Raw genomic sequence first — 17,409 nt, forward strand, 5'->3', positions numbered from 1 at the left:
CGCGACAGGATCGCCCGGGACCTGCATGACCTCGTCATCCAGCGGCTGTTCGCCGCCGGGCTGAGCGTACAGAGCCTGACCCGTTTCACCAAGGAGGATCTGGCGCTGGAGCGCATCCGCAACATCACCGGCGAACTCGACGAAGCGATCCGCAGCCTGCGCGACACCATTTACTCGCTCAAGAGCAACACAGGCGAGATCGAACTGCTGAGCGGCCGGATCCGTCGGGTCACGCGCAGTTCGTCCAAGTCCATGCCGTTCCCGCCGCGCCTGACCATCACGGGACCCGTGGATGCCGTGACACCGGACAAGGCCGACAACGTCGTGGCCGTGGTTTCCGAGGGGCTCAGCAACGCCATCCGGCACTCCGGGGCGGATACAATCTCGGTCTCGGTTGCGGTCGTYAAGGGCAGGGTGACGGTGGTGATCAGCGACAACGGCGCCGGATTCACTCAACCCGAAAAACGCAACGGGCTAAGCAACCTCGAGGACCGGGCGCGCATGCTCGACGGCGAATGCACCATCACGAGCGTGCCCGACTCCGGTACCAGCCTGGAATGGTCGGTGCCCCTGTAACCGGCACGCCCGAAGGTCCGGTTTCCGCGGAGCCTATCCGACGCTGCGGGGCCGGATTACTTCGCCGGTTCGCCCGCCGGCGGCCGCCGGAAATGCCGGGCTGGCGATGAAGACGGCKGCCTGCGTGCGGCGTTCGAATCCGAGCTTGGCCAGCAGGGACGACACRTAGTTCTTGACGGTCTTTTCCGCCAGGAACATTTCGGCGGCAATCTGCCGGTTGGTCAGTCCGCCGCCCACCAGCTCCAGGACCTTGCGTTCCTGGGGCGTGAGGGAGGAGGTGCGCGGGTCGACCTCTTCGGCCTCCACCAGGCTGTCCACGACGCCGGCGGCSACGCCTTCCTCGAAGAGGGACTCGCCCGCTGCTGCCCGCCGCAGGGCGCCGATCAGGTCCGTGCCGCCGATCTCCTTCAGCACGTATCCGCGTGCCCCGGCCAGGACGGCGCCGCGCAGGGCCTGTTCGTCGTCGAAGCTCGTCAGGATGATGCAGTTCAGGGACGGGTCCACCGACCTCACGTCCCGGCAGACCTCGATGCCGGTCCCGTCCGGCAGGCGGGCGTCCAGCACACAGACATCAGGATGCAGCGCGGGAATCCGCCGTGTCGCCTCCACCGCGGATCCGGAACTGCCGACGACGGCAAACCCCTCGCCTTCGAGAAGTTCCTGCAGCCCGCGCCTGACAAGTTCGTGATCATCAAGGATAAAGACGCGGATCACCGCCTGCCCGCCATCAGGTGCAGTGAGACCTGCGTCTGCCCAGGCAATCATGATTCTCCCGTCCGGCCGTTCGCGCGACCGCTCGATACTGTTAATGACACCATGCTCGTTGTGACGAGATGCTGTCCTTCGTCTGCTGACCCCAGCCTCTGCCATTCTTGTGCACCGGGGCGGCGCGGACAAGGGTCATAGTGCCCAACAGGCCGCCTCCGGCCAGTCGCCCCGAGCGTTGTCGGCTGGCCCGCCGGCCGGGCTGCGTGCATGCCCTTTGGCCCTAGGCGTCATGCCGGCCGAAGGAAATCATGGGAGCGTCGCCATCTGGCGCGGGAAGCTCGGCCGGTACGAGGGCAAAGGATTGCGATGAACGAAGTCAGGGACGTCCGGAAGATCGTGGTAGGCGTTGACGGCTCGGACGCTTCGGTGTCCGCGTTGCGGCATGCGCAGGCCCTCGCGGTGCCCCTGGCCGCCAAGGTCGTCGCAGTGGCATGCTGGGACTACCCGCCGGTGTACGACGGCTATGTCGCCGTCGGCATCGAGGACTTCGACGTCCGGGCCGGGGAAATCCTGGCCGATGCGGTGGCGAAGGCCTTCGGCCCGGACACCCCGGACAACGTCGAGGCCCGCCTCATCCAGGGGCACCCCCGCCGCATGCTGATCGAGGAGAGCAAAGCCGCGGACATGCTTGTGCTGGGCCGCCGCGGCCACGGCGGATTCGGTGGACTGTTACTGGGATCTGTGAGTTCCGCCTGTGTGGCACATGCGCATTGCCCGGTGCTGGTGGTCCACTCGCCAGAACACGGCTGACGCCGCAATCCTGCCGGGAGGGTGCCCGGGGGTTCTATTCGAAGGTGGCCCGGCGCGGATCCGCGAGCCGGGTGGTCCACACATCGGGCCGGTTGACCTTGAAGCGTCGTCCGGTCAGGGCTTTGGGAGCCACCCGCACGTAGTAGGCCTTCTCGCCGGGCTGCCAGGGCTCCAGGAGCAGGGAGTCAATGTCGTCCTTCTCCTCCTGGCTCTCGATGACCTCGGCTTCCCCGCGCGCCATTACGCTCCAGGCCGTCTCGTCGCGGGCGTCGTAGCCGTCGATCTCAAATGCAACCGGCTTGCCTGTGATCGCGCCCCACAGCTTCGTGCCGCCGGCGGTGCGGAAGGCAATCGCCCGCCGTTCGAGGACGAAATTCACCGGGAAGATCTCCGGATGGTTGTCTACGATCAGCGCTACGCGCCCCACAACTTCGGTGTCGAGCAGCGCCCAGCACTGGTCCATGGTCAGCGAGTATTCCGGCGAGGGCGTGGTTGAGTCCATGTCGAGCCACACTACGGGCCGGCCCGGACCCCGATTAGGGCCATAGGTCCCGCAGCGGACACGTAAGTGACGGACGCCGCGGCCCGCCGGCGCCGGTCACCAGGGACTGGGCTTGTAGTCCTTGAGGAACACGCCGTACTGGTCCTCGCCGGATTCGCCCATCACGATAGGGTCGTACACGCGGGCGGCGCCGTCAACGAGGTCCAGGGGCGCGTGGAAGCCCTCTTCCATGAGGCGGACTTTGGTGTAGTGCGGCCGTTCGTCCGTGATCCAGCCGGTGTCCACGGCCGTCATGAGGATGCCGTCGGCGTCGAGCATTTCCTGGGCGCTGGTTCGCGTCATCATGTTCAGCGCCGCCTTGGCCATGTTCGTGTGCGGGTGCCCGGGGCCCTTGTAGGCGCGGGAGAACTGGCCTTCCATGGCGCTGACATTGACGATGTACTTCCGCCGCGCGGTGGAGCGCTTCATGGCCCCCCGCAGCCGGCTGACCAGCAGGAACGGAGCCGTCACGTTGCACAACTGCACTTCGAGCATCTCCAGCGGGTCCACTTCGTCCAGCACCTGGGTCCAGCTGTTGATGGTAGCGAGGTCCGGGACCAGTCCGCCCGCGTCGATCGCGGTGCCGGAGGCAATCCGCTCCAGCGACGCCGACCCGGTGGACAGGGCCAGGGACGTGATCGCGTCCCCGGCCAGCACGGGATGGTCGAGCACGCTGCTGGCGAGGGCAAGCGGGTGCTTGTCGTGGGCGTGGCCGAACGTGACAAGCTCCGGGCCCCCGTTGGCAGCCTGGAGGGCGGCGGGCAGCGGCTCGTCCTCGGCGTCGACGAGCGGCTTGTAGGCGTTGCCGGAGCGCCGCACGGTCTGGGCCGCGTTGTTGATGATGATGTCCAGCGGTCCTGCGGCATCCAGGGAATCCGTCAGGGCCATCACCTGGGACGGATCGCGGAGGTCGATGCCCACGATCCGGAGCCGGTGCAGCCAGTCGGCGCTGTCCTCCATCGCAGCGAAGCGGCGGGCGGCGTCCTTCGGGAACCGGGTGGTGATGGTGGTGTGCGCACCGTCCCGGAGGAGCCGGAGCGCGATGTACATGCCGATCTTCGCCCGGCCGCCGGTCAGGAGGGCCCTGCGGCCCGTCAGATCGGTGCGGGCGTCGCGCTTGCTGTGGCTGAACAGGGCGCACTCGGGGCACAGCTGGTGGTAGAAGGCATCCACCTGGGTGTAGTGCTGCTTGCAGATGTAGCACGGCCGGGACCTGATCAGGTGGCCGGCGATTTCCCCGGTGGCGGACGTGGCGAGCTTGTTGCCGCGCGTCTCGTCGTCGATCCTGTCGGGGGCCGCCGTCGCCGTCTGAGCGATCACGGCGCGGTCCGCCTCGGCGATCTCAACGCGCTTGCTGACCCGCCGGTGGCGCTTGACGGCCTTGAACATCTTCCCGGTGGCGCGGCGCACTGAGACGTAGTCCGGGTGCTCCTCGTCATAGGCGTGGATCGTGTTCAGGACCTTCAGGCAGGCCTGGATTTCCTCCGGGGTCAGTCCGGCGAGATCAGACCCGGGAAGACCAGATTCGGCAGAGGGAAAGTCGGAGGACAGATCGGGGGAGCTCATTGCCCTAATTTTACAGGGTGCGGGGAGCCCGGCCGGACGTGCCTGCCGGGCCCCCGCCTGCCTATGCCGTGGGTGAGTGCTTGACCGGTGCGTCTGTGCCCACAGCGGCGGCCTGCACGTCGGCAACCTTGTCCACGGACTCCCGCAGCTCGGGCCAGTTCTCGGTGGCGGTCCGGACGGCGTCGGGCACCAGGCGCAGGTTGGCCGCAGAGAGCGCCCTTTCCGCGTCGCTGGGGTCCGGGACGTGCTGGCCCTTGGACAGGACCGTGATTCCGGAGTCGGTGACCTTGAACCCGCGGGCTCGGTCCAGTTCGGGGTCGAGTCCGATCGTGGCCCCGGCCGGGATCTTGACGTTCTTGTCGATGATGGCGCGTTTGATCACGGCGCCTTCGCCGACATTGACCTTGTCCATCAGGACCGAGTCCAGGACCCGGCTCGAGGTGCCCACGTAGACGTCGTTGGAGAGCACGGAGCCCTCCACGATGCCGCCAGAGACGACGACGCCGCTGGCCACGATGGAATCCAGTGCCGTGCCCACGGTGTTGGACTTGCCGCGGACAAACTTGGCCGGCGGGGAGATGGTCTGGCGGGTGTAGATCGGCCACTCGGAGTTGTAGAGGTTAAACACCGGGACGGGGGAGATCAGGTCCATGTGGGCGTCGTAGAACGAATCGATGGTGCCGACGTCGCGCCAGTAGGTGCGGTCCCGTTCGGTGGACCCGGGAATGTCGTTGAGGGTGAAGTCGTAGACACCGGCCTCGCCCTGGTTCACGAAGTAGGGAATGATGTCCCCGCCCATGTCGTGCTTGGTATCGAGGCGCTCGGCGTCCACGTGGAGGGCTTCGATCAGGGCATCGGCGTCGAACACGTAATTGCCCATGGAGGCCAGGAACTGGCTGGGGTCGGCCGCGAGGCCGGGAGTCGACGACGGCTTCTCCACGAACGCGGCAATTTTGTCCGGGTTGTCCGCATCGGTTTCGATCACGCCGAACTGGTCCGCCATGTGCAGCGGCTGGCGGACCGCGGCGACCGTGGCCTTGGCCCCGCTCGCGACGTGCTGCGCCACCATCTGGGAGAAGTCCATCCGGTAGACGTGGTCTGCGCCGACCACGACCACGATGTCGGGGTTGGCGTCGTGAATGAGGTTCAGCGACTGATAAATGGCGTTGGCGCTGCCGAGGAACCAGCTCTTGCCGACGCGCTGCTGGGCCGGAACCGAGGCCACATAGTTGCCGAGTTGGGTGGACATCCGCCACGTTTCGGAAATGTGCCGGTCAAGGCTGTGGGACTTGTATTGCGTCAACACCACAATTTGCAGATAGCGGGAATTCACAAGATTTGAAAGGGCAAAGTCAATGAGCCGGTAGCTTCCGGCAAACGGGACACCAGGCTTGGCCCGGTCCGCCGTCAACGGCATGAGCCGGTTTCCCTCGCCACCTGCGAGGACAATTGCCAAAACTCTCTTTTGATGCGGCATGGTGATAGCTCCTGAACGCCTTCGTTACTCCCCAATACAGTCCGGCATGCCCGAACGTCTTCACACTAGATCAGTTCCACCGTAACGACTACCTTGGTGCATGTGCGAATAGATATTGTGACCAAAGAATTCCCGCCGGAAATTTATGGCGGCGCCGGTGTCCATGTGGCCGAGCTCAGCCGAGTGCTGGCCCAACGCGTGGACCTTCAGGTGCGTGCCTTCGGCGCGCCCCGCGAGCCCGGGTATCACGGAGCGACCGTCACGTCGTATCCCGTGCCCGAAGACCTGGGCTCTGCAAACGCCGCCATCCAGACCCTCGGGGTGGACCTGAGGATCGTTCCGGACATCGCCGGCGCGGACCTGGTCCACTCCCACACCTGGTATGCCAACATGGCCGGACACATCGCGTCGCTGCTCCACGGCATCCCGCATGTCCTCAGCGCGCACAGCCTGGAGCCGCTGCGCCCGTGGAAAGCCGAGCAGCTCGGTGGCGGCTACGCGGTGTCCTCCTGGGTGGAAAAGACCGCCTACGAGGCCGCGGCCGCCATCATCGCCGTCTCGGAAGGCATGCGCCAGGACATCCTGCGCAGCTATCCGGACGTTGACCCGGCCAAGGTCAAGGTGGTCCACAACGGCATCGATGTCAGCCAGTGGAACCGGGACGAGGCTGATGACATCATCAGTCCGCTCGGAATCGATCCGGAGCGCCCCAGCGTTGTTTTTGTGGGCCGGAACACCCGGCAGAAGGGCGTGCCGTACCTGTTGCGGGCCGCCGCCAAGCTCCCGGCCGACGTCCAGCTGGTGTTGTGCCTCGGTGCCGCGGACACGCCGGAACTGGCGGCCGAGACGGCACGCCTGATCGAGGAGCTGCAGAGCCAGCGCAGCGGCGTGATCCTGATCGAGCGGATGCTGCCCCGCAACGAGGTCATCCAGGTGCTCAGCCACGCGACCGCGTTCGCGTGCCCGTCCATCTACGAACCGCTGGGCATCGTCAACCTTGAGGCGATGGCGTGCGGTGCCGCCGTGGTGGCCAGCGCCACCGGCGGTATCCCGGAGGTCGTCGAGCACGGCAAGACCGGACTGCTTGTTCCGATCGAGCAGGTCACGGACGGCACCGGAATCCCCCTGGACCCGGAGAAGTTCGTCACCGACTTTGCCGAGGCCCTCATCGAAGTGGTGTCCGATCCTGCCCGGGCCCGCGCCATGGGCGAAGCCGGCCGGCGCCGGGCCGAGGAGCACTTCTCCTGGGAATCCATCACGGAGACCACGCTCGAGGTCTACCGCTCGGTGCTCCAGCAGGGCTCCTGACCCCGCGACGGAAAAGCACCACAGCGTCACCGCAGCACGGAGTCACTGCACTACAGAGTCACAGCACTGCGACGGCGGCGCCGCCCCGGCTGAGGGGGCGGCGCCGCCGTCGCATTTCGGCTGGGTCAGCCGCGGGTCTTGGTGCCCTGGGCCTTGGTGCCGTGAGCTTTTGTGCCGTGAACGGCGCGGGCAAGCAGGATCTTTTCGTCCAGTGGCGCCTGGCCGCTGGCCCGCTGCTTGCGGAAGTAGTCCCGGGCCTCGTCCTGGCGGACCTTCTCCGCGCCGGTGGAGATCTCAGCGCGGAGGTGCTCCGGGCCGTACCCGAACGCGTCCACCAGGTCCAAGGCGTGCGGACGGATCTTCACGAGCAGGCGGTTGATGTATTCGCCCACAGTGCGACCGCGTTGCATCGACAGCCTGCCGTTCATGAGGTACCAGGACAGGTTCTTCTCGATCAGGGACAGGCCGAAGAGATCGCGCAGCCACGTCAGGACTTTGTGCGTGCCCGGGTCTGTCACCTTGCCGAGGGCCTCGGTAAAGGCCTCCCACTGCAGCAGCTCCGCATGGGCCTGGGCGGCTTCGATGAGTTCGTGCTGGTGGGCGTTGAACAAGGAGGCGCCCTGCTGCTGCGGGAGCTTGTTCGCGCCCTTGAGGGCCGTGGCCACCTCCGCGACCATGGTCTGGACGCGGTCGGTGAGCAGGGTCCGCTGGCTTGCTTCGTCCTTGATCGCCAGCGCCGCTTTCTGCACTGATCCGGTGTCGGCCACGAACTGGGCGACGCCGCGCAGTCCGGTGCGGTGGATCGCCGCACCGGTGGCCTGGCCCACGACATAGCGGGCCAGCACGCCGACGTTGACGGTGCGGAATTCCTTGGCGTAGTCCGCCAGCAGGCGCTTGGCGACCAGCTGCAGCAGGACCGTGTTGTCGCCTTCGAACGTGGCGTATACGTCGAGGTCGGCGCGGAGCGAGGCGAACCGGTTCTCGATCAGGAATCCGGCACCACCGCAGGCCTCGCGGCATTCCTGCAGCGTATCCAGGGCGTGCCAGGTGCTCAGCGGCTTCAGGGCCGCGGCCAGGGTTTCGAGGTCCTGGCGGTCCTGGTCGGTGTCGTGGCGGCCGGAGAAGACATCGTCGAATTTCTGCAGCAGTTGCTCGCTGGCGAAGCTGGCGGCGTACGTGGTGGCCAGCCGGGTGAAGAGCCGGCGCTGGTGCCGCTGGTAGTCCAGCAGCACTTCCTCGTCGGTCTGGGAGGAGGCATTGAACTGCCGGCGTTCGGTGGCGTACTGGATGGCGGTTTTCAGGGCCAGCTTCGACGCCGTCACGGCGGCGCCGTCGAGGGAGACCCGGCCCTGGACCAGCGTGCCGAGCATGGTGAAGAAGCGGCGGCCCGGGCTGGCGATGGGGGACGTGTAGTTGCCCTCGGGGTCGACGTCGCCGTAGCGGTTCAGGAGGTTGGTGCGGGGGATACGGACGTTCGTGAAGTGAAGCCGGCCGTTGTCGATGCCGTTCAGGCCGCCCTTGACCCCATCGTCCTCGCCCCCGATGCCCGGCAGGAAGTCCTTGGTCCCGGGGTCCCGGAGGTCCATGTAGAACGCGTGCACGCCGTGGTTGACGCCCTTTGTCACCAGTTGGGCGAACACGACGGCGGCCAGGCCATCGGTGGCGGCGTTGCCGATGTAGTCCTTCCACGCTGCCCGGAACGGTGTGTGGACCACGAAATCCCCGGAGGCGGGGTCGTAGGTGGCGGTGGTGGCAATGCTGGCCACGTCGGAGCCGTGCCCGGTCTCAGTCATGGCGAAGCAACCCGGGATCTCCAGGCTCATGATGCCGGGCAGCCATTTCTCGTGGTGTTCCGCGGTGCCGAGGTGGTTCACTGCGGAGCCGAACAGGCCCCACTGCACGCCGGCCTTGATCTGCAGCGACGGGTCGGCGATGACCAGTTCCTGGAAGCCGGCCACGTTACCGCCGTGGTCATCGGAGCCGCCCACGGACTCCGGGAAGGCGCGGTGGACAGCCCCGTTGTCCACCAGGATCCTGAGCTGCCCGAAGACGCGCCGGCGGTGTTCTGTGTGGGTCTGGCCCTCGATCTTGTGCAGTTCCGGGCGGCCGGCGAGGCCCCTGGACTTCAGCCGGATGTCGGCCCACTTGCCGAGCAGCTGTTCGCCAAGGGCCGCGACGTCGACGGCGGGCGCCTCAGGGGTACCGGGCTGGCCGGAACGGCCGGTTGCCGTGGTTGCCGCCGGCTGTTGTGGTTGCGGCCGGCGCCGGGGTGCGTTGCCGGTGGTGCGGTCGGCTAGTTCAGTCATGTCGCTTCCTTCTGTGGTTCTGACAATCTTTAGTGCTGACAGTTCAGGTCGCGGGCGGGGACCGGTGTGCCGCTGCTACGGCGCGCCCTGGCCTGCCGGGTCTGTTCGTTCCGTTTGTGCTGCTTCTGCGGGAGGAGGTGCCTGCAGCTCGGGGGCGATGCCGAAGCAGAGCCAATCCGTGATCTGCCGCGCCATGGCCTCCTGGCCGGGCTTGGCCGGCCCGGGCGGGCTGGCGAGCCACTGTTCGCCGGCATTCCGGACCAGGCCGATCGCGGCGTTGGGCCAATAGCCGATCACGGCTTCCTTGTCCTGGCCGCCGCCCAGATGGCTGCGCATCGGCCGGGCAATCATGTCGCTGATGGCGGCGAAGAAGTGGCTCAAGGCTCCCGCCGTGGACATGGACGGGCCGGCCGTTTCGGCCTCGCCGGAAGCATGGCGCGTCACGAACGTGTAGACATTCGGGCTGGTCTCGGCCATTTGCAGGTACGCGGACACCATGGCGAACAGGCCTTCGCGGGGCGTCTGGGCGCTCTGGGCCGCCTCCTGGATGCGCCGCTGCATCTGGCTCAGGACCACCTCGCCCACGGCCTGCTGGAGTCCGGCTTTGTCGCCGAAATAGCGGTAGAACACGGACTTCGACGTTCCCGCGGCTGCGGCAATGTCCTCCATGGATGCGTCGCTGCCGAGGGCATGCACCGCCTTCCGGGCGGACTTGATCAGCTCCCGCCGCCGTTCCTCGCGGTGGGACTGCCAGCGGGAAGCGCGGCCGTCGACGGCGGCCTGCCCGGCGGGCACGGCGGCTTTGGGGATGTTCACGATACCCAGCGTATCAGGTACGCTGGGTATCGGTAATCGCTTTGATCGAAGGAGACAGCCCATGTCCGTCAACGGACAGTCAGTGCCCCGCCCCCAGCCAGCCGCCGCACCCGCCGCCGGGAAGACACAGCACGCCAGCGCGGGCCCGGCGCAACTCCGCAAGGCCGTGGTCGTGGGTGGCAACCGCATCCCGTTCGCCCGGACCGGAGGCGCGTACACGAAGTCCTCCAACCAGGACATGCTCACGGCCGCCCTGGATGGCCTGATCGCCCGCTTCGGCCTGCAGGACGAGCGGATCGGGGAAGTCGCTGCGGGGGCGGTCCTCAAGCACTCCCGGGATTTCAACCTCACCCGGGAAGCGGTGCTCGGCTCGGCCCTCTCCGCCGAGACCCCGGCGTATGACCTCCAGCAGGCCTGCGCCACCGGCCTGGAAACGGTGCTTGGCCTGGCGAACAAGATCAAGCTGGGCCAGATCGATTCCGCGATCGCCGGCGGCGTCGACTCGGCCTCTGACGCCCCCATCGCCGTCAGCGAGGGACTCCGCGAGGTGCTCCTTGACCTCAACCGCGCCAAGACGATGTCCCGGAAACTGCAGGTCCTCAGCCGGCTCCGTCCCAAGGATCTGGCGCCCGATGCCCCGAACACGGGGGAGCCGCGCACCGGCCTGTCGATGGGCGAGCACCAGGCGCTGACCACGGCGCAGTGGAAGATCACCCGCCAGGCCCAGGACGAGCTGGCCTTCAACAGCCACCGGAACCTGGCCGCGGCCTACGACGCCGGCTTCTTCGATGACCTCCTGACCCCCTACCGGGGACTGAGCCGCGACTCCAACCTGCGCGCCGACACGAGCCCGGAGAAACTGGCCACCCTCAAGCCCGTTTTCGGCAAGAACCTGGGCGCCGAGGCGACCATGACGGCCGGCAATTCCACCCCGCTGACAGATGGCGCCTCCACCGTTCTGCTGGCGTCCGAGGAATGGGCCGACGCCCACGACCTCCCCAAGCTCGCCGCGGTGATCGACGGCGAGGCTGCCGCCGTCGACTTTGTCCACGGCAAAGACGGGCTGCTCATGGCCCCGGCCTTCGCGGTGCCCCGGCTCCTCGCACGCCACAATCTCAGCCTCGCGGACGTCGATTTCTTTGAGATCCACGAGGCTTTCGCCGGCACGGTGCTGAGCACCCTCGCTGCGTGGGAGGACGACGAATTCGGCCGCACCCGCCTGGGCCTGGACAGCGCCTTCGGCAGCATCGACCGGGCCAAGTTGAACGTCAATGGCTCCTCGCTGGCCGCCGGACACCCGTTTGCGGCCACGGGTGGCAGGATCGTGGCCTCGCTGGCGAAAATGCTGCACGAAAAGGGCGACGTCAACGGGCGTCCGGCCCGCGGCCTCGTGTCCATTTGCGCCGCCGGCGGCCAGGGCGTCGTCGCAATCCTCGAAGCACTCTAGGGAGAACCGGATGAGCGACAAGTACACCCGGCTGGTCAGCCACGGACTCGGCAAAGACCTCGCCAAGCGTCTCGGCCTCCCGCAGCCAGTGGTCCTCCGGCGGCACGAGCCCGGCCGCCGCCTCATCGACGGACCGGTCCTGGTCCAGGGATCAACCGGCGGCGCCGACGAGCTCGCCGCCACCCTGCTGGACTGGAACCTCGATGTCCGTCGCCACGCGATACCCAAGGAGAAGCTCGGCGCCATCATCCTGGTGCTGGACGAGCTGGCCCACCCCGGCGACTTTGAGAAACCGGTCCTCACCGCCGCCGCGTCGCTGCGTGACCTCGCCCCGAACGCCCGCATCATCACCGTGTCCCGCACGGCGGGCTCGGCCACGGAACCGGCAACGGCGGCTGCCAGGCAGGGCGTGGACGGTCTCCTGCGGTCTTTGGCGAAGGAACTCCGTGCCGGCGCCACCGGCAACGGCATCCTGCTCGCCGACGGCGCCCGGACCACGAGCCCGGCAACACTGGGGGCGGTGAGGTTCTTCCTCTCGGGCCGCTCGGCGTTCGTGGACGGGCAGTTCCTGACCGTCAGCTCCGGCGCCGGCCAGCTGCCCGACGACGTCGAGAAGCCGCTGGCCGGCAAGGTGGCCGTCGTGACCGGCGCCGCGCGCGGCATTGGGGCCGCGATTGCCCGCACCCTCTACCGCGACGGCGCCACACTCATCCTCGTCGACATTCCGGCTGCGGGAGAGCATCTGGCGGCAGTGGCCAACGAGGTCCATGGGACGGCCCTGCAGCTGGACATCAGCCGCGACGACGCCGGCCAGCGGATCATCGGCCACGCCGCGGCACGGCACGGCCGGCTGGACATCATGATCCACAACGCAGGGATCACCCGGGACAAGCTCCTGGCCAACATGGACGCCGGCCGCTGGAACTCCGTGCTCGCCGTCAACATCGCCGCGCAGCTGCGGATCAATGAGGCCCTCCTGGCCTCGGAGCACTTCCAGGACTCGCCCCGGATCGTGTCCGTGGCCTCCACCAGCGGGATCGCCGGAAACCGCGGCCAGACCAACTATGCCGCGTCCAAGGCCGGCGTGATCGGCATGGTCCGCGCCACGGCGCCTCTCATCGGCGAGCGCGGCGGCTCCATCAACGCCGTGGCTCCGGGGTTCATTGAAACCGAGATGACGGCCAGGATCCCGTTCGCCACCCGCGAGGTGGCGCGGCGGCTCAACTCCCTGCAGCAGGGCGGCCGGCCGGGGGATGTTGCCGAGGCCATCGCGTTCCTGGCCAGCGACGCCGCGGGCGGGATTTCCGGGGAGGTGCTGCGCGTCTGCGGGCAGAACCTGGTGGGCGCATGAACGGTTTCCAGACCGTCATCCTGGGCGAGATGCCCGCCCTGTCCAAGCTCTACGTCAACGCGGCCGCCGCCGCGGCACGGCGCCGGGTCCTGGGCACCCACGGCGGCACCGAACTGCCCGCCTACATCCACGAGGTCCGTGGCGTGCGGGCCGACGTCGCCAATCTGACGGCGTATCAGCACCTGATCGGCGAGACCGCGAGCGATATCCTGCCTGCGGGCCTCATTCATGCCCTGGCCTTTCCGCTGGCCATGAGCGTGATGAACCGGGACGATTTCCCGCTGCCCCTGCTGGGCATGATCCACCTGACGAACAGGGTGGTGCAGTCCGGGCCGGTCCTGTTCACGGAGGCCCTGGACATCCGGACCCGCGTGGAGAACCTGCGGGGGCACCGCGCCGGTACGCAGCTCGATGTCGTCGCGGAGGTGCGCGCCGCCGGGCAGGAAGAGGTCCTCTGGCGCGGGGTTTCGACCTACCTGGCCAAGGGGGTGTTCCTCCCGGGGATCGACAAGGCCTCGGTGGCCGTGCCGCCGTCGCCGTTCTCCGTGCCGGATCCCACGGCCCTGTGGCAGCTGGGCGTCGATACCGGGCGTGCCTACGCGGCTGTCTCCGGAGACTTCAACCCCATCCACCTGAGCGTCCTGACCGCCAAGGCCCTCGGGCAGCGGCGGTCCCTTGCCCACGGCATGTACCTCGCGTCGCGGGCACTGGCCGACGTCGGTGCCGTCAAAGGCGACGCGTTCAGCTGGGAGGTGGCCTTCGAGGCGCCCGTGTTCCTGCCCGCCCGGGTGGCGCTGGACATCAGCACCGTCCAGACCGAGGGCGGCGGCTGGCGGCGTTCGGACTACGTGGCGTGGAACCCGCTGTCCGGTCGCCGGCACTTCAGCGGATCGGTCGCCGCGCTGGACTAACCGGTACTGCCATAGCCGGGCAGGACAGACAGTCCGACGGCGGCATCCGCTGTGGGGTTACCCCGGCGGGAGCCGCCGTCGTTGTGCCTGCCGGTTGCCTAGGTTGCGGACGGGGTTTCGGACGGGTCCGCCGGTTGCTCTTCCGGCCGGCCGGGCTTCGCCACCCGCAGCATGCGGTGCATGCTCAAGAGAATGGATTCCACCGCGCTGGGGGCGTCGTGGGTGTGCGGCACCGAGCCAAGCCTGGCGGTGAGCTCGTTGATCGCCGCGTCGGCGGTGCGGGCCAGCTCGGCCTGGCGATCCGGGTCGTCCTCCTCCGTGGCTCGCAGCACGTCGCCGACGGCGGACATGGCGTCACCGAGGGGTGCCGCGTATTCGTCCGGAATCACGAACGGGGTGTCCTCGGCCCAGATGACGTCGGAGAGCACCTGGGTGACGTCCTGGACGTGGAATGTGAGCCGCTCCAGGTCCCGCAGGTTGCGGTAGTCGAGGGTGATGTCGCGCGGATGCAGCCGGCGGCGGGGATTGGCCCGGCGGCTGGCGTCAGCTTTCTCGACGGCGAGCCGCACTGAGCGGGCGTGCGCCGCGAGCGCTTCCGAGCGGCGGGACCAGTCAACATGCTCCGGCGGCCAGCTCTCCTTGAGCGCCTTGCCCATGTCCCAGAGCTGCTGGGCGAGCGCCTGGCGCAATTCCACGATGCTCAGGGCCGCGGCCCGGAAATGCAGCGGCGGGAAGACCAACAGATTCACGACGATGCCCACCGTGACGCCGACCGCCATCTGGAAAAGGTACCCGAACGAGAACGAGTCCGGGTTGTGGCCGCCCACCAGCAGTACCAGCAGGGCCGCCGTCGGGATCCAGTCCCGGCCCGAACCGATCTTGGGCAGGCCGGCGAGGATAACGCCCAGTCCCATGACCACCGCGACCGTCCACGGCGACGGCGAGCCGAGGCTGAAAAGCATGAACGCCAGTCCCACCCCGATCGCCAGACCGACCAGCGCCTGCAGGCCCTGGCGCATGGAACCGGCAACGTTCTCGTACATGGCCACCAGGGCGCCGAGCGGGGCGTAGTAGGGGTAGTCAGCGGCGGAGCCCGGCATGAAGGGCGCGATCGCGAAAGCAATGCCCGCTGCCAGCGCCGCCTTCAGAGCCAGCTGGAGCCGCGGCCACACGAGCGCCGCCGCGACGCCGCTGGCCGCGCCATGGGCCCGTATGCGCAGCCAGGAGGGCGGCTTGTCTGTTGTCTTTTCTGGAGTGACCATCCCGGCTCACCCTAGGGCCGCGTGGTTGCTGCTACAAATGGACGAACCTGCTGCGGCGCCGCAGGAGCCTGCAGGGGGCCGGTCAGGACGCGTCGCGGGCGGCCCGCCGCACTGCCGCGGACAACCGCTGGGCCCGGCCGCTGGTCCGGCCTTCTTCGCTGCGGCGCGGCACGTACCCGAATCCGAGCCCGTAACCGGGATCCGCGAAGCCGAGGGCCGCGTTGGCGCCCTCGTGTCCGAAGGCCAGGTGGCTGCCGAAGTTCCGCCCCGGCTGGGGTTTCATGAACACGACGGCAAAGGCGTTGTCCTGCCCGGAGCACCGGTCCAGTCCCCACACCTGCTCAGCGGCCATGAGTTCGATGGTGGCCGGGCTCAGGAACGCGGGGCCGCCGTCCACCCCGGTCGTGGCGGCGGCGTAGAGTCTGGCCAGTCCGTCGGCCGAGCCCACGCCGCCGGCGCTGCTCATTCCCGCGGCACGGACGACGCGGTGGTTGGGCAGTTCCATGATGGTGCTGACCGGCGCGTTGCTGTTCAGGCCGTCGAGGCTGAGCGGGTCCAGCCACGGCTGGGCCGGGTCAGGGTCGTAGAGCACCTCGCGGTACCGCGGTTCCTGGTCCTCGGGCAGGCCCAGGAAGAAGTCGATGCCCCGCGGGCGGCGGATACGCTCTTCGTAGAGCCGCTGGAGCGGCACTCCGGCGGTGCGGCGGCAGAGTTCCTCCATGAGGATCCCGATTGTCAGGGCGTGATAGCCGAAAGCCGTGCCCGGCCGCCACAGCGGCGCTGAGGCCGCGAGACAGCGGGCCGCCTCGGGTTCGGTGAAGTCGGCCAGGGCGAACCCGCCGGCGACGCCGGGCAGCCCGGCCTGGTGGGACAGCGCCTGCCGGACGGTGAGCAGGTCCTTGCCGTGGACGCCGAACTCCGGCCAATAGGACGCGACGGTCCGGTCCAGATCGAGAAGGTTGTCCTGGACGAGCACGGCGATGACCATGGCGGCGGCGCCCTTGGAACACGAGTACGTGCCCGTGATGTCGCCGGCAGCGAACCCCGGGCCGCCGCGGAGGTCCACCACCTTCGTTCCCAAACGGTAGACGGCCAATTGCGCGCTGTAGTCCTGGTCCTCGGAAAGGAAGGAGTCGAAGAGCTCACGCACCTCGGCGAACTCCCGGGTGGCAAAGCCGGCCGAGAGGGACTGCGCTGCGTGTTCCATGGACCCCATATTCATGACCAACACCCTAACGGCCGTCCCGGGCGCCGGCGGCTTCAGGCTGCGCCGTGTCCCGGGGCAACCTCTTCGCCGGCCCGGACCGGTCCCGGGGGTGTGCCGTCGCCGAACGGCCGGCCGCCGAGTTCTTCGCGGCCGTGCCCGGTGAGCCAGCTGCCCAGTTCCGGCCCGCGCGGGACGATTCCGGTGGGGTTGATGTCCTCATGCACGATGTAGTAGTGCTGCTTGATCTGCACAAAGTCGGTGGTGTCGCCGAAGCCGGGGGTCTGGAAGAGGTCCCGTGCATAGGCCCACAGCACCGGCATTTCGCTGAGCTTTTGCCGGTTGCACTTGAAGTGCCCGTGGTAGACGGCGTCGAAGCGGGCAAGTGTGGTGAAGAGCCGGACGTCGGCCTCCGTGATCGTGTCGCCGACCAGGTACCGCTGGCCCGCCAGGCGTTCCTCGAGCCAGTCCAGGGCCGTCCAGAGCCGATCGTAGGCGGCGTTGTAGGCCTCCTGGGAACCGGCAAAGCCGCAGCGGTAGACGCCGTTGTTCACCTCAGTGAAGACACGCTTGTTGACGGCGTCTATTTCTTCCCTCAGGTGCTCCGGGTACAGCTCCGGCGCGCCGGCGCGGTGGTACTGGGTCCACTCCGTGGAAAAGTCGAGCGTGATCTGGGGGAAATTGTTGGTGACTACCTGCCCGCTGGGGACGTCCACGATCGCCGGGACGGTGATCCCGCGGGGGTAGTCGGGGAAGCGGCGGAAGTAGGCGTCCTGGATGCGTTCGACGCCGAGGACCGGATCCAAGCCGTCCGGATCGAGATCGAACGTCCAGGACCGGGCGTCATGGGTGGGGCCGGGCTGGCCGAGCGAGATGACCGCCTCCAGGCCGAGGAGCCGGCGCACGATCACCGTGCGGTTGGCCCACGGGCAGGCGCGCGCTGCGATGAGGCGGTAGCGGCCAGGTTCCACGGGCCAGCCGGGTTCGCCGTGGGCGCCCGTGGCACTGTTCCGGGTGATCCGGTCCTCAATGTAGTTGGTATCCCGGGTGAATTCCTCGCCGCCGGTCACATACGCGCCCTTGGTGCTGAATCCCGGATCGTCGGTGTGGGTACTCAGGCTCATGG

The 17,409-nt window shown here is 68.1% G+C and carries 15 protein-coding genes; 6 read left to right on the forward strand and 9 right to left on the reverse strand.

Annotated features, from left to right (window positions below):
• Positions 1-576 (forward strand): sensor histidine kinase (locus tag AC1DKN_RS06290; RefSeq protein ID WP_476870774.1); only part of this gene is annotated, 576 nt, incomplete at its 5' end.
• Between the two features lie 33 nt (positions 577-609).
• On the opposite strand, the gene AC1DKN_RS06295 is transcribed toward AC1DKN_RS06290, so the two are convergent.
• A complete protein-coding gene (locus AC1DKN_RS06295; protein WP_026538734.1) occupies positions 610-1,341 on the reverse strand; it encodes a response regulator in 732 nt (243 codons plus the stop codon).
• Between the two features lie 309 nt (positions 1,342-1,650).
• Here AC1DKN_RS06295 and AC1DKN_RS06300 point away from each other — a divergent pair, with 309 nt between their 5' ends.
• Positions 1,651-2,094 carry a universal stress protein gene (locus AC1DKN_RS06300; protein ID WP_476850948.1) on the forward strand — a complete coding sequence of 148 codons (444 nt, stop codon included), beginning with the start codon at positions 1,651-1,653 and terminating at the stop codon, positions 2,092-2,094.
• 34 nt (positions 2,095-2,128) lie between these two features.
• Here AC1DKN_RS06300 and AC1DKN_RS06305 read toward each other — a convergent pair whose 3' ends face one another.
• From AC1DKN_RS06305 to glgC, 3 genes are all read right to left on the reverse strand, one after another.
• On the reverse strand, positions 2,129-2,596 hold the full coding sequence (locus AC1DKN_RS06305; protein ID WP_476870775.1) for a pyridoxamine 5'-phosphate oxidase family protein: 468 nt from the start codon (positions 2,594-2,596) through the stop codon (positions 2,129-2,131).
• Between the two features lie 96 nt (positions 2,597-2,692).
• Positions 2,693-4,201: an SDR family NAD(P)-dependent oxidoreductase gene (locus AC1DKN_RS06310; RefSeq protein WP_476870776.1), complete on the reverse strand. Its 1,509-nt coding sequence runs from the start codon at positions 4,199-4,201 to the stop codon at positions 2,693-2,695.
• A gap of 61 nt (positions 4,202-4,262) precedes the next feature.
• On the reverse strand, positions 4,263-5,678 hold the full coding sequence (gene glgC / locus AC1DKN_RS06315) for a glucose-1-phosphate adenylyltransferase (protein ID WP_476850945.1): 1,416 nt from the start codon (positions 5,676-5,678) through the stop codon (positions 4,263-4,265).
• 102 nt (positions 5,679-5,780) lie between these two features.
• On the opposite strand from glgC, the gene glgA reads away from it, so the two are divergent.
• Complete coding sequence (glgA, locus tag AC1DKN_RS06320; RefSeq protein WP_476870777.1) at positions 5,781-6,986, forward strand: glycogen synthase; 1,206 nt, start codon at positions 5,781-5,783, stop codon at positions 6,984-6,986.
• Positions 6,987-7,111: 125 nt separating this feature from the next.
• Here glgA and AC1DKN_RS06325 read toward each other — a convergent pair whose 3' ends face one another.
• Complete coding sequence (locus AC1DKN_RS06325) at positions 7,112-9,292, reverse strand: acyl-CoA dehydrogenase family protein (RefSeq protein ID WP_476870778.1); 2,181 nt, start codon at positions 9,290-9,292, stop codon at positions 7,112-7,114.
• 75 nt (positions 9,293-9,367) lie between these two features.
• Positions 9,368-10,108: a TetR family transcriptional regulator gene (locus AC1DKN_RS06330; RefSeq protein WP_476855897.1), complete on the reverse strand. Its 741-nt coding sequence runs from the start codon at positions 10,106-10,108 to the stop codon at positions 9,368-9,370.
• 61 nt (positions 10,109-10,169) lie between these two features.
• Between AC1DKN_RS06330 and AC1DKN_RS06335 the strand changes: the two genes are divergently transcribed.
• From AC1DKN_RS06335 to AC1DKN_RS06345, 3 genes are read left to right on the forward strand one after another with little or no spacing between them, the layout of a single operon-like run.
• Positions 10,170-11,555, forward strand: a complete 1,386-nt coding sequence (locus AC1DKN_RS06335) for an acetyl-CoA C-acetyltransferase (RefSeq protein WP_476870779.1) — start codon at positions 10,170-10,172, stop codon at positions 11,553-11,555.
• A gap of 10 nt (positions 11,556-11,565) precedes the next feature.
• The gene (locus AC1DKN_RS06340; RefSeq protein WP_476870780.1) at positions 11,566-12,906 is read left to right on the forward strand and encodes a 3-oxoacyl-ACP reductase; all 1,341 of its coding nucleotides are present in this window, start codon (positions 11,566-11,568) and stop codon (positions 12,904-12,906) included.
• Positions 12,903-13,817 (forward strand): MaoC family dehydratase, encoded by a 915-nt coding sequence (locus tag AC1DKN_RS06345; protein WP_476870781.1) that lies wholly within the window; start codon positions 12,903-12,905, stop codon positions 13,815-13,817. Before AC1DKN_RS06340 ends, AC1DKN_RS06345 begins: the two co-directional genes overlap by 4 nt.
• Before the next feature lie 98 nt (positions 13,818-13,915).
• Here AC1DKN_RS06345 and AC1DKN_RS06350 read toward each other — a convergent pair whose 3' ends face one another.
• From AC1DKN_RS06350 to AC1DKN_RS06360, 3 genes are all read right to left on the reverse strand, one after another.
• A complete protein-coding gene (locus tag AC1DKN_RS06350; protein WP_476870782.1) occupies positions 13,916-15,079 on the reverse strand; it encodes an FUSC family protein in 1,164 nt (387 codons plus the stop codon).
• Between the two features lie 82 nt (positions 15,080-15,161).
• Positions 15,162-16,286: a serine hydrolase domain-containing protein gene (locus tag AC1DKN_RS06355; RefSeq protein ID WP_476870783.1), complete on the reverse strand. Its 1,125-nt coding sequence runs from the start codon at positions 16,284-16,286 to the stop codon at positions 15,162-15,164.
• Between the two features lie 53 nt (positions 16,287-16,339).
• On the reverse strand, positions 16,340-17,407 hold the full coding sequence (locus AC1DKN_RS06360) for a glutathione S-transferase family protein (RefSeq protein ID WP_476870784.1): 1,068 nt from the start codon (positions 17,405-17,407) through the stop codon (positions 16,340-16,342).
• Positions 17,408-17,409: the final 2 nt, after the last annotated feature.

The sequence above is a fragment of the Arthrobacter sp. 01N444 genome (assembly GCF_056399305.1).

What these genes read in the sequence shown, in the direction of transcription:
- AC1DKN_RS06305 (WP_476870775.1), bottom strand. Translation starts at nt 2,596, where the DNA reads ATGGACTCAACCACGCCCTCGCCGGAATACTCGCTGACCATGGACCAG.
- AC1DKN_RS06340 (WP_476870780.1), top strand. Translation starts at nt 11,566, where the DNA reads ATGAGCGACAAGTACACCCGGCTGGTCAGCCACGGACTCGGCAAAGAC.
- AC1DKN_RS06310 (WP_476870776.1), bottom strand. Translation starts at nt 4,201, where the DNA reads ATGAGCTCCCCCGATCTGTCCTCCGACTTTCCCTCTGCCGAATCTGGT.
- AC1DKN_RS06360 (WP_476870784.1), bottom strand. Translation starts at nt 17,407, where the DNA reads ATGAGCCTGAGTACCCACACCGACGATCCGGGATTCAGCACCAAGGGC.
- AC1DKN_RS06355 (WP_476870783.1), bottom strand. Translation starts at nt 16,286, where the DNA reads ATGGAACACGCAGCGCAGTCCCTCTCGGCCGGCTTTGCCACCCGGGAG.
- AC1DKN_RS06325 (WP_476870778.1), bottom strand. Translation starts at nt 9,292, where the DNA reads ATGACTGAACTAGCCGACCGCACCACCGGCAACGCACCCCGGCGCCGG.
- glgC (WP_476850945.1), bottom strand. Translation starts at nt 5,678, where the DNA reads ATGCCGCATCAAAAGAGAGTTTTGGCAATTGTCCTCGCAGGTGGCGAG.
- AC1DKN_RS06300 (WP_476850948.1), top strand. Translation starts at nt 1,651, where the DNA reads ATGAACGAAGTCAGGGACGTCCGGAAGATCGTGGTAGGCGTTGACGGC.
- AC1DKN_RS06350 (WP_476870782.1), bottom strand. Translation starts at nt 15,079, where the DNA reads ATGGTCACTCCAGAAAAGACAACAGACAAGCCGCCCTCCTGGCTGCGC.
- AC1DKN_RS06345 (WP_476870781.1), top strand. Translation starts at nt 12,903, where the DNA reads ATGAACGGTTTCCAGACCGTCATCCTGGGCGAGATGCCCGCCCTGTCC.
- AC1DKN_RS06335 (WP_476870779.1), top strand. Translation starts at nt 10,170, where the DNA reads ATGTCCGTCAACGGACAGTCAGTGCCCCGCCCCCAGCCAGCCGCCGCA.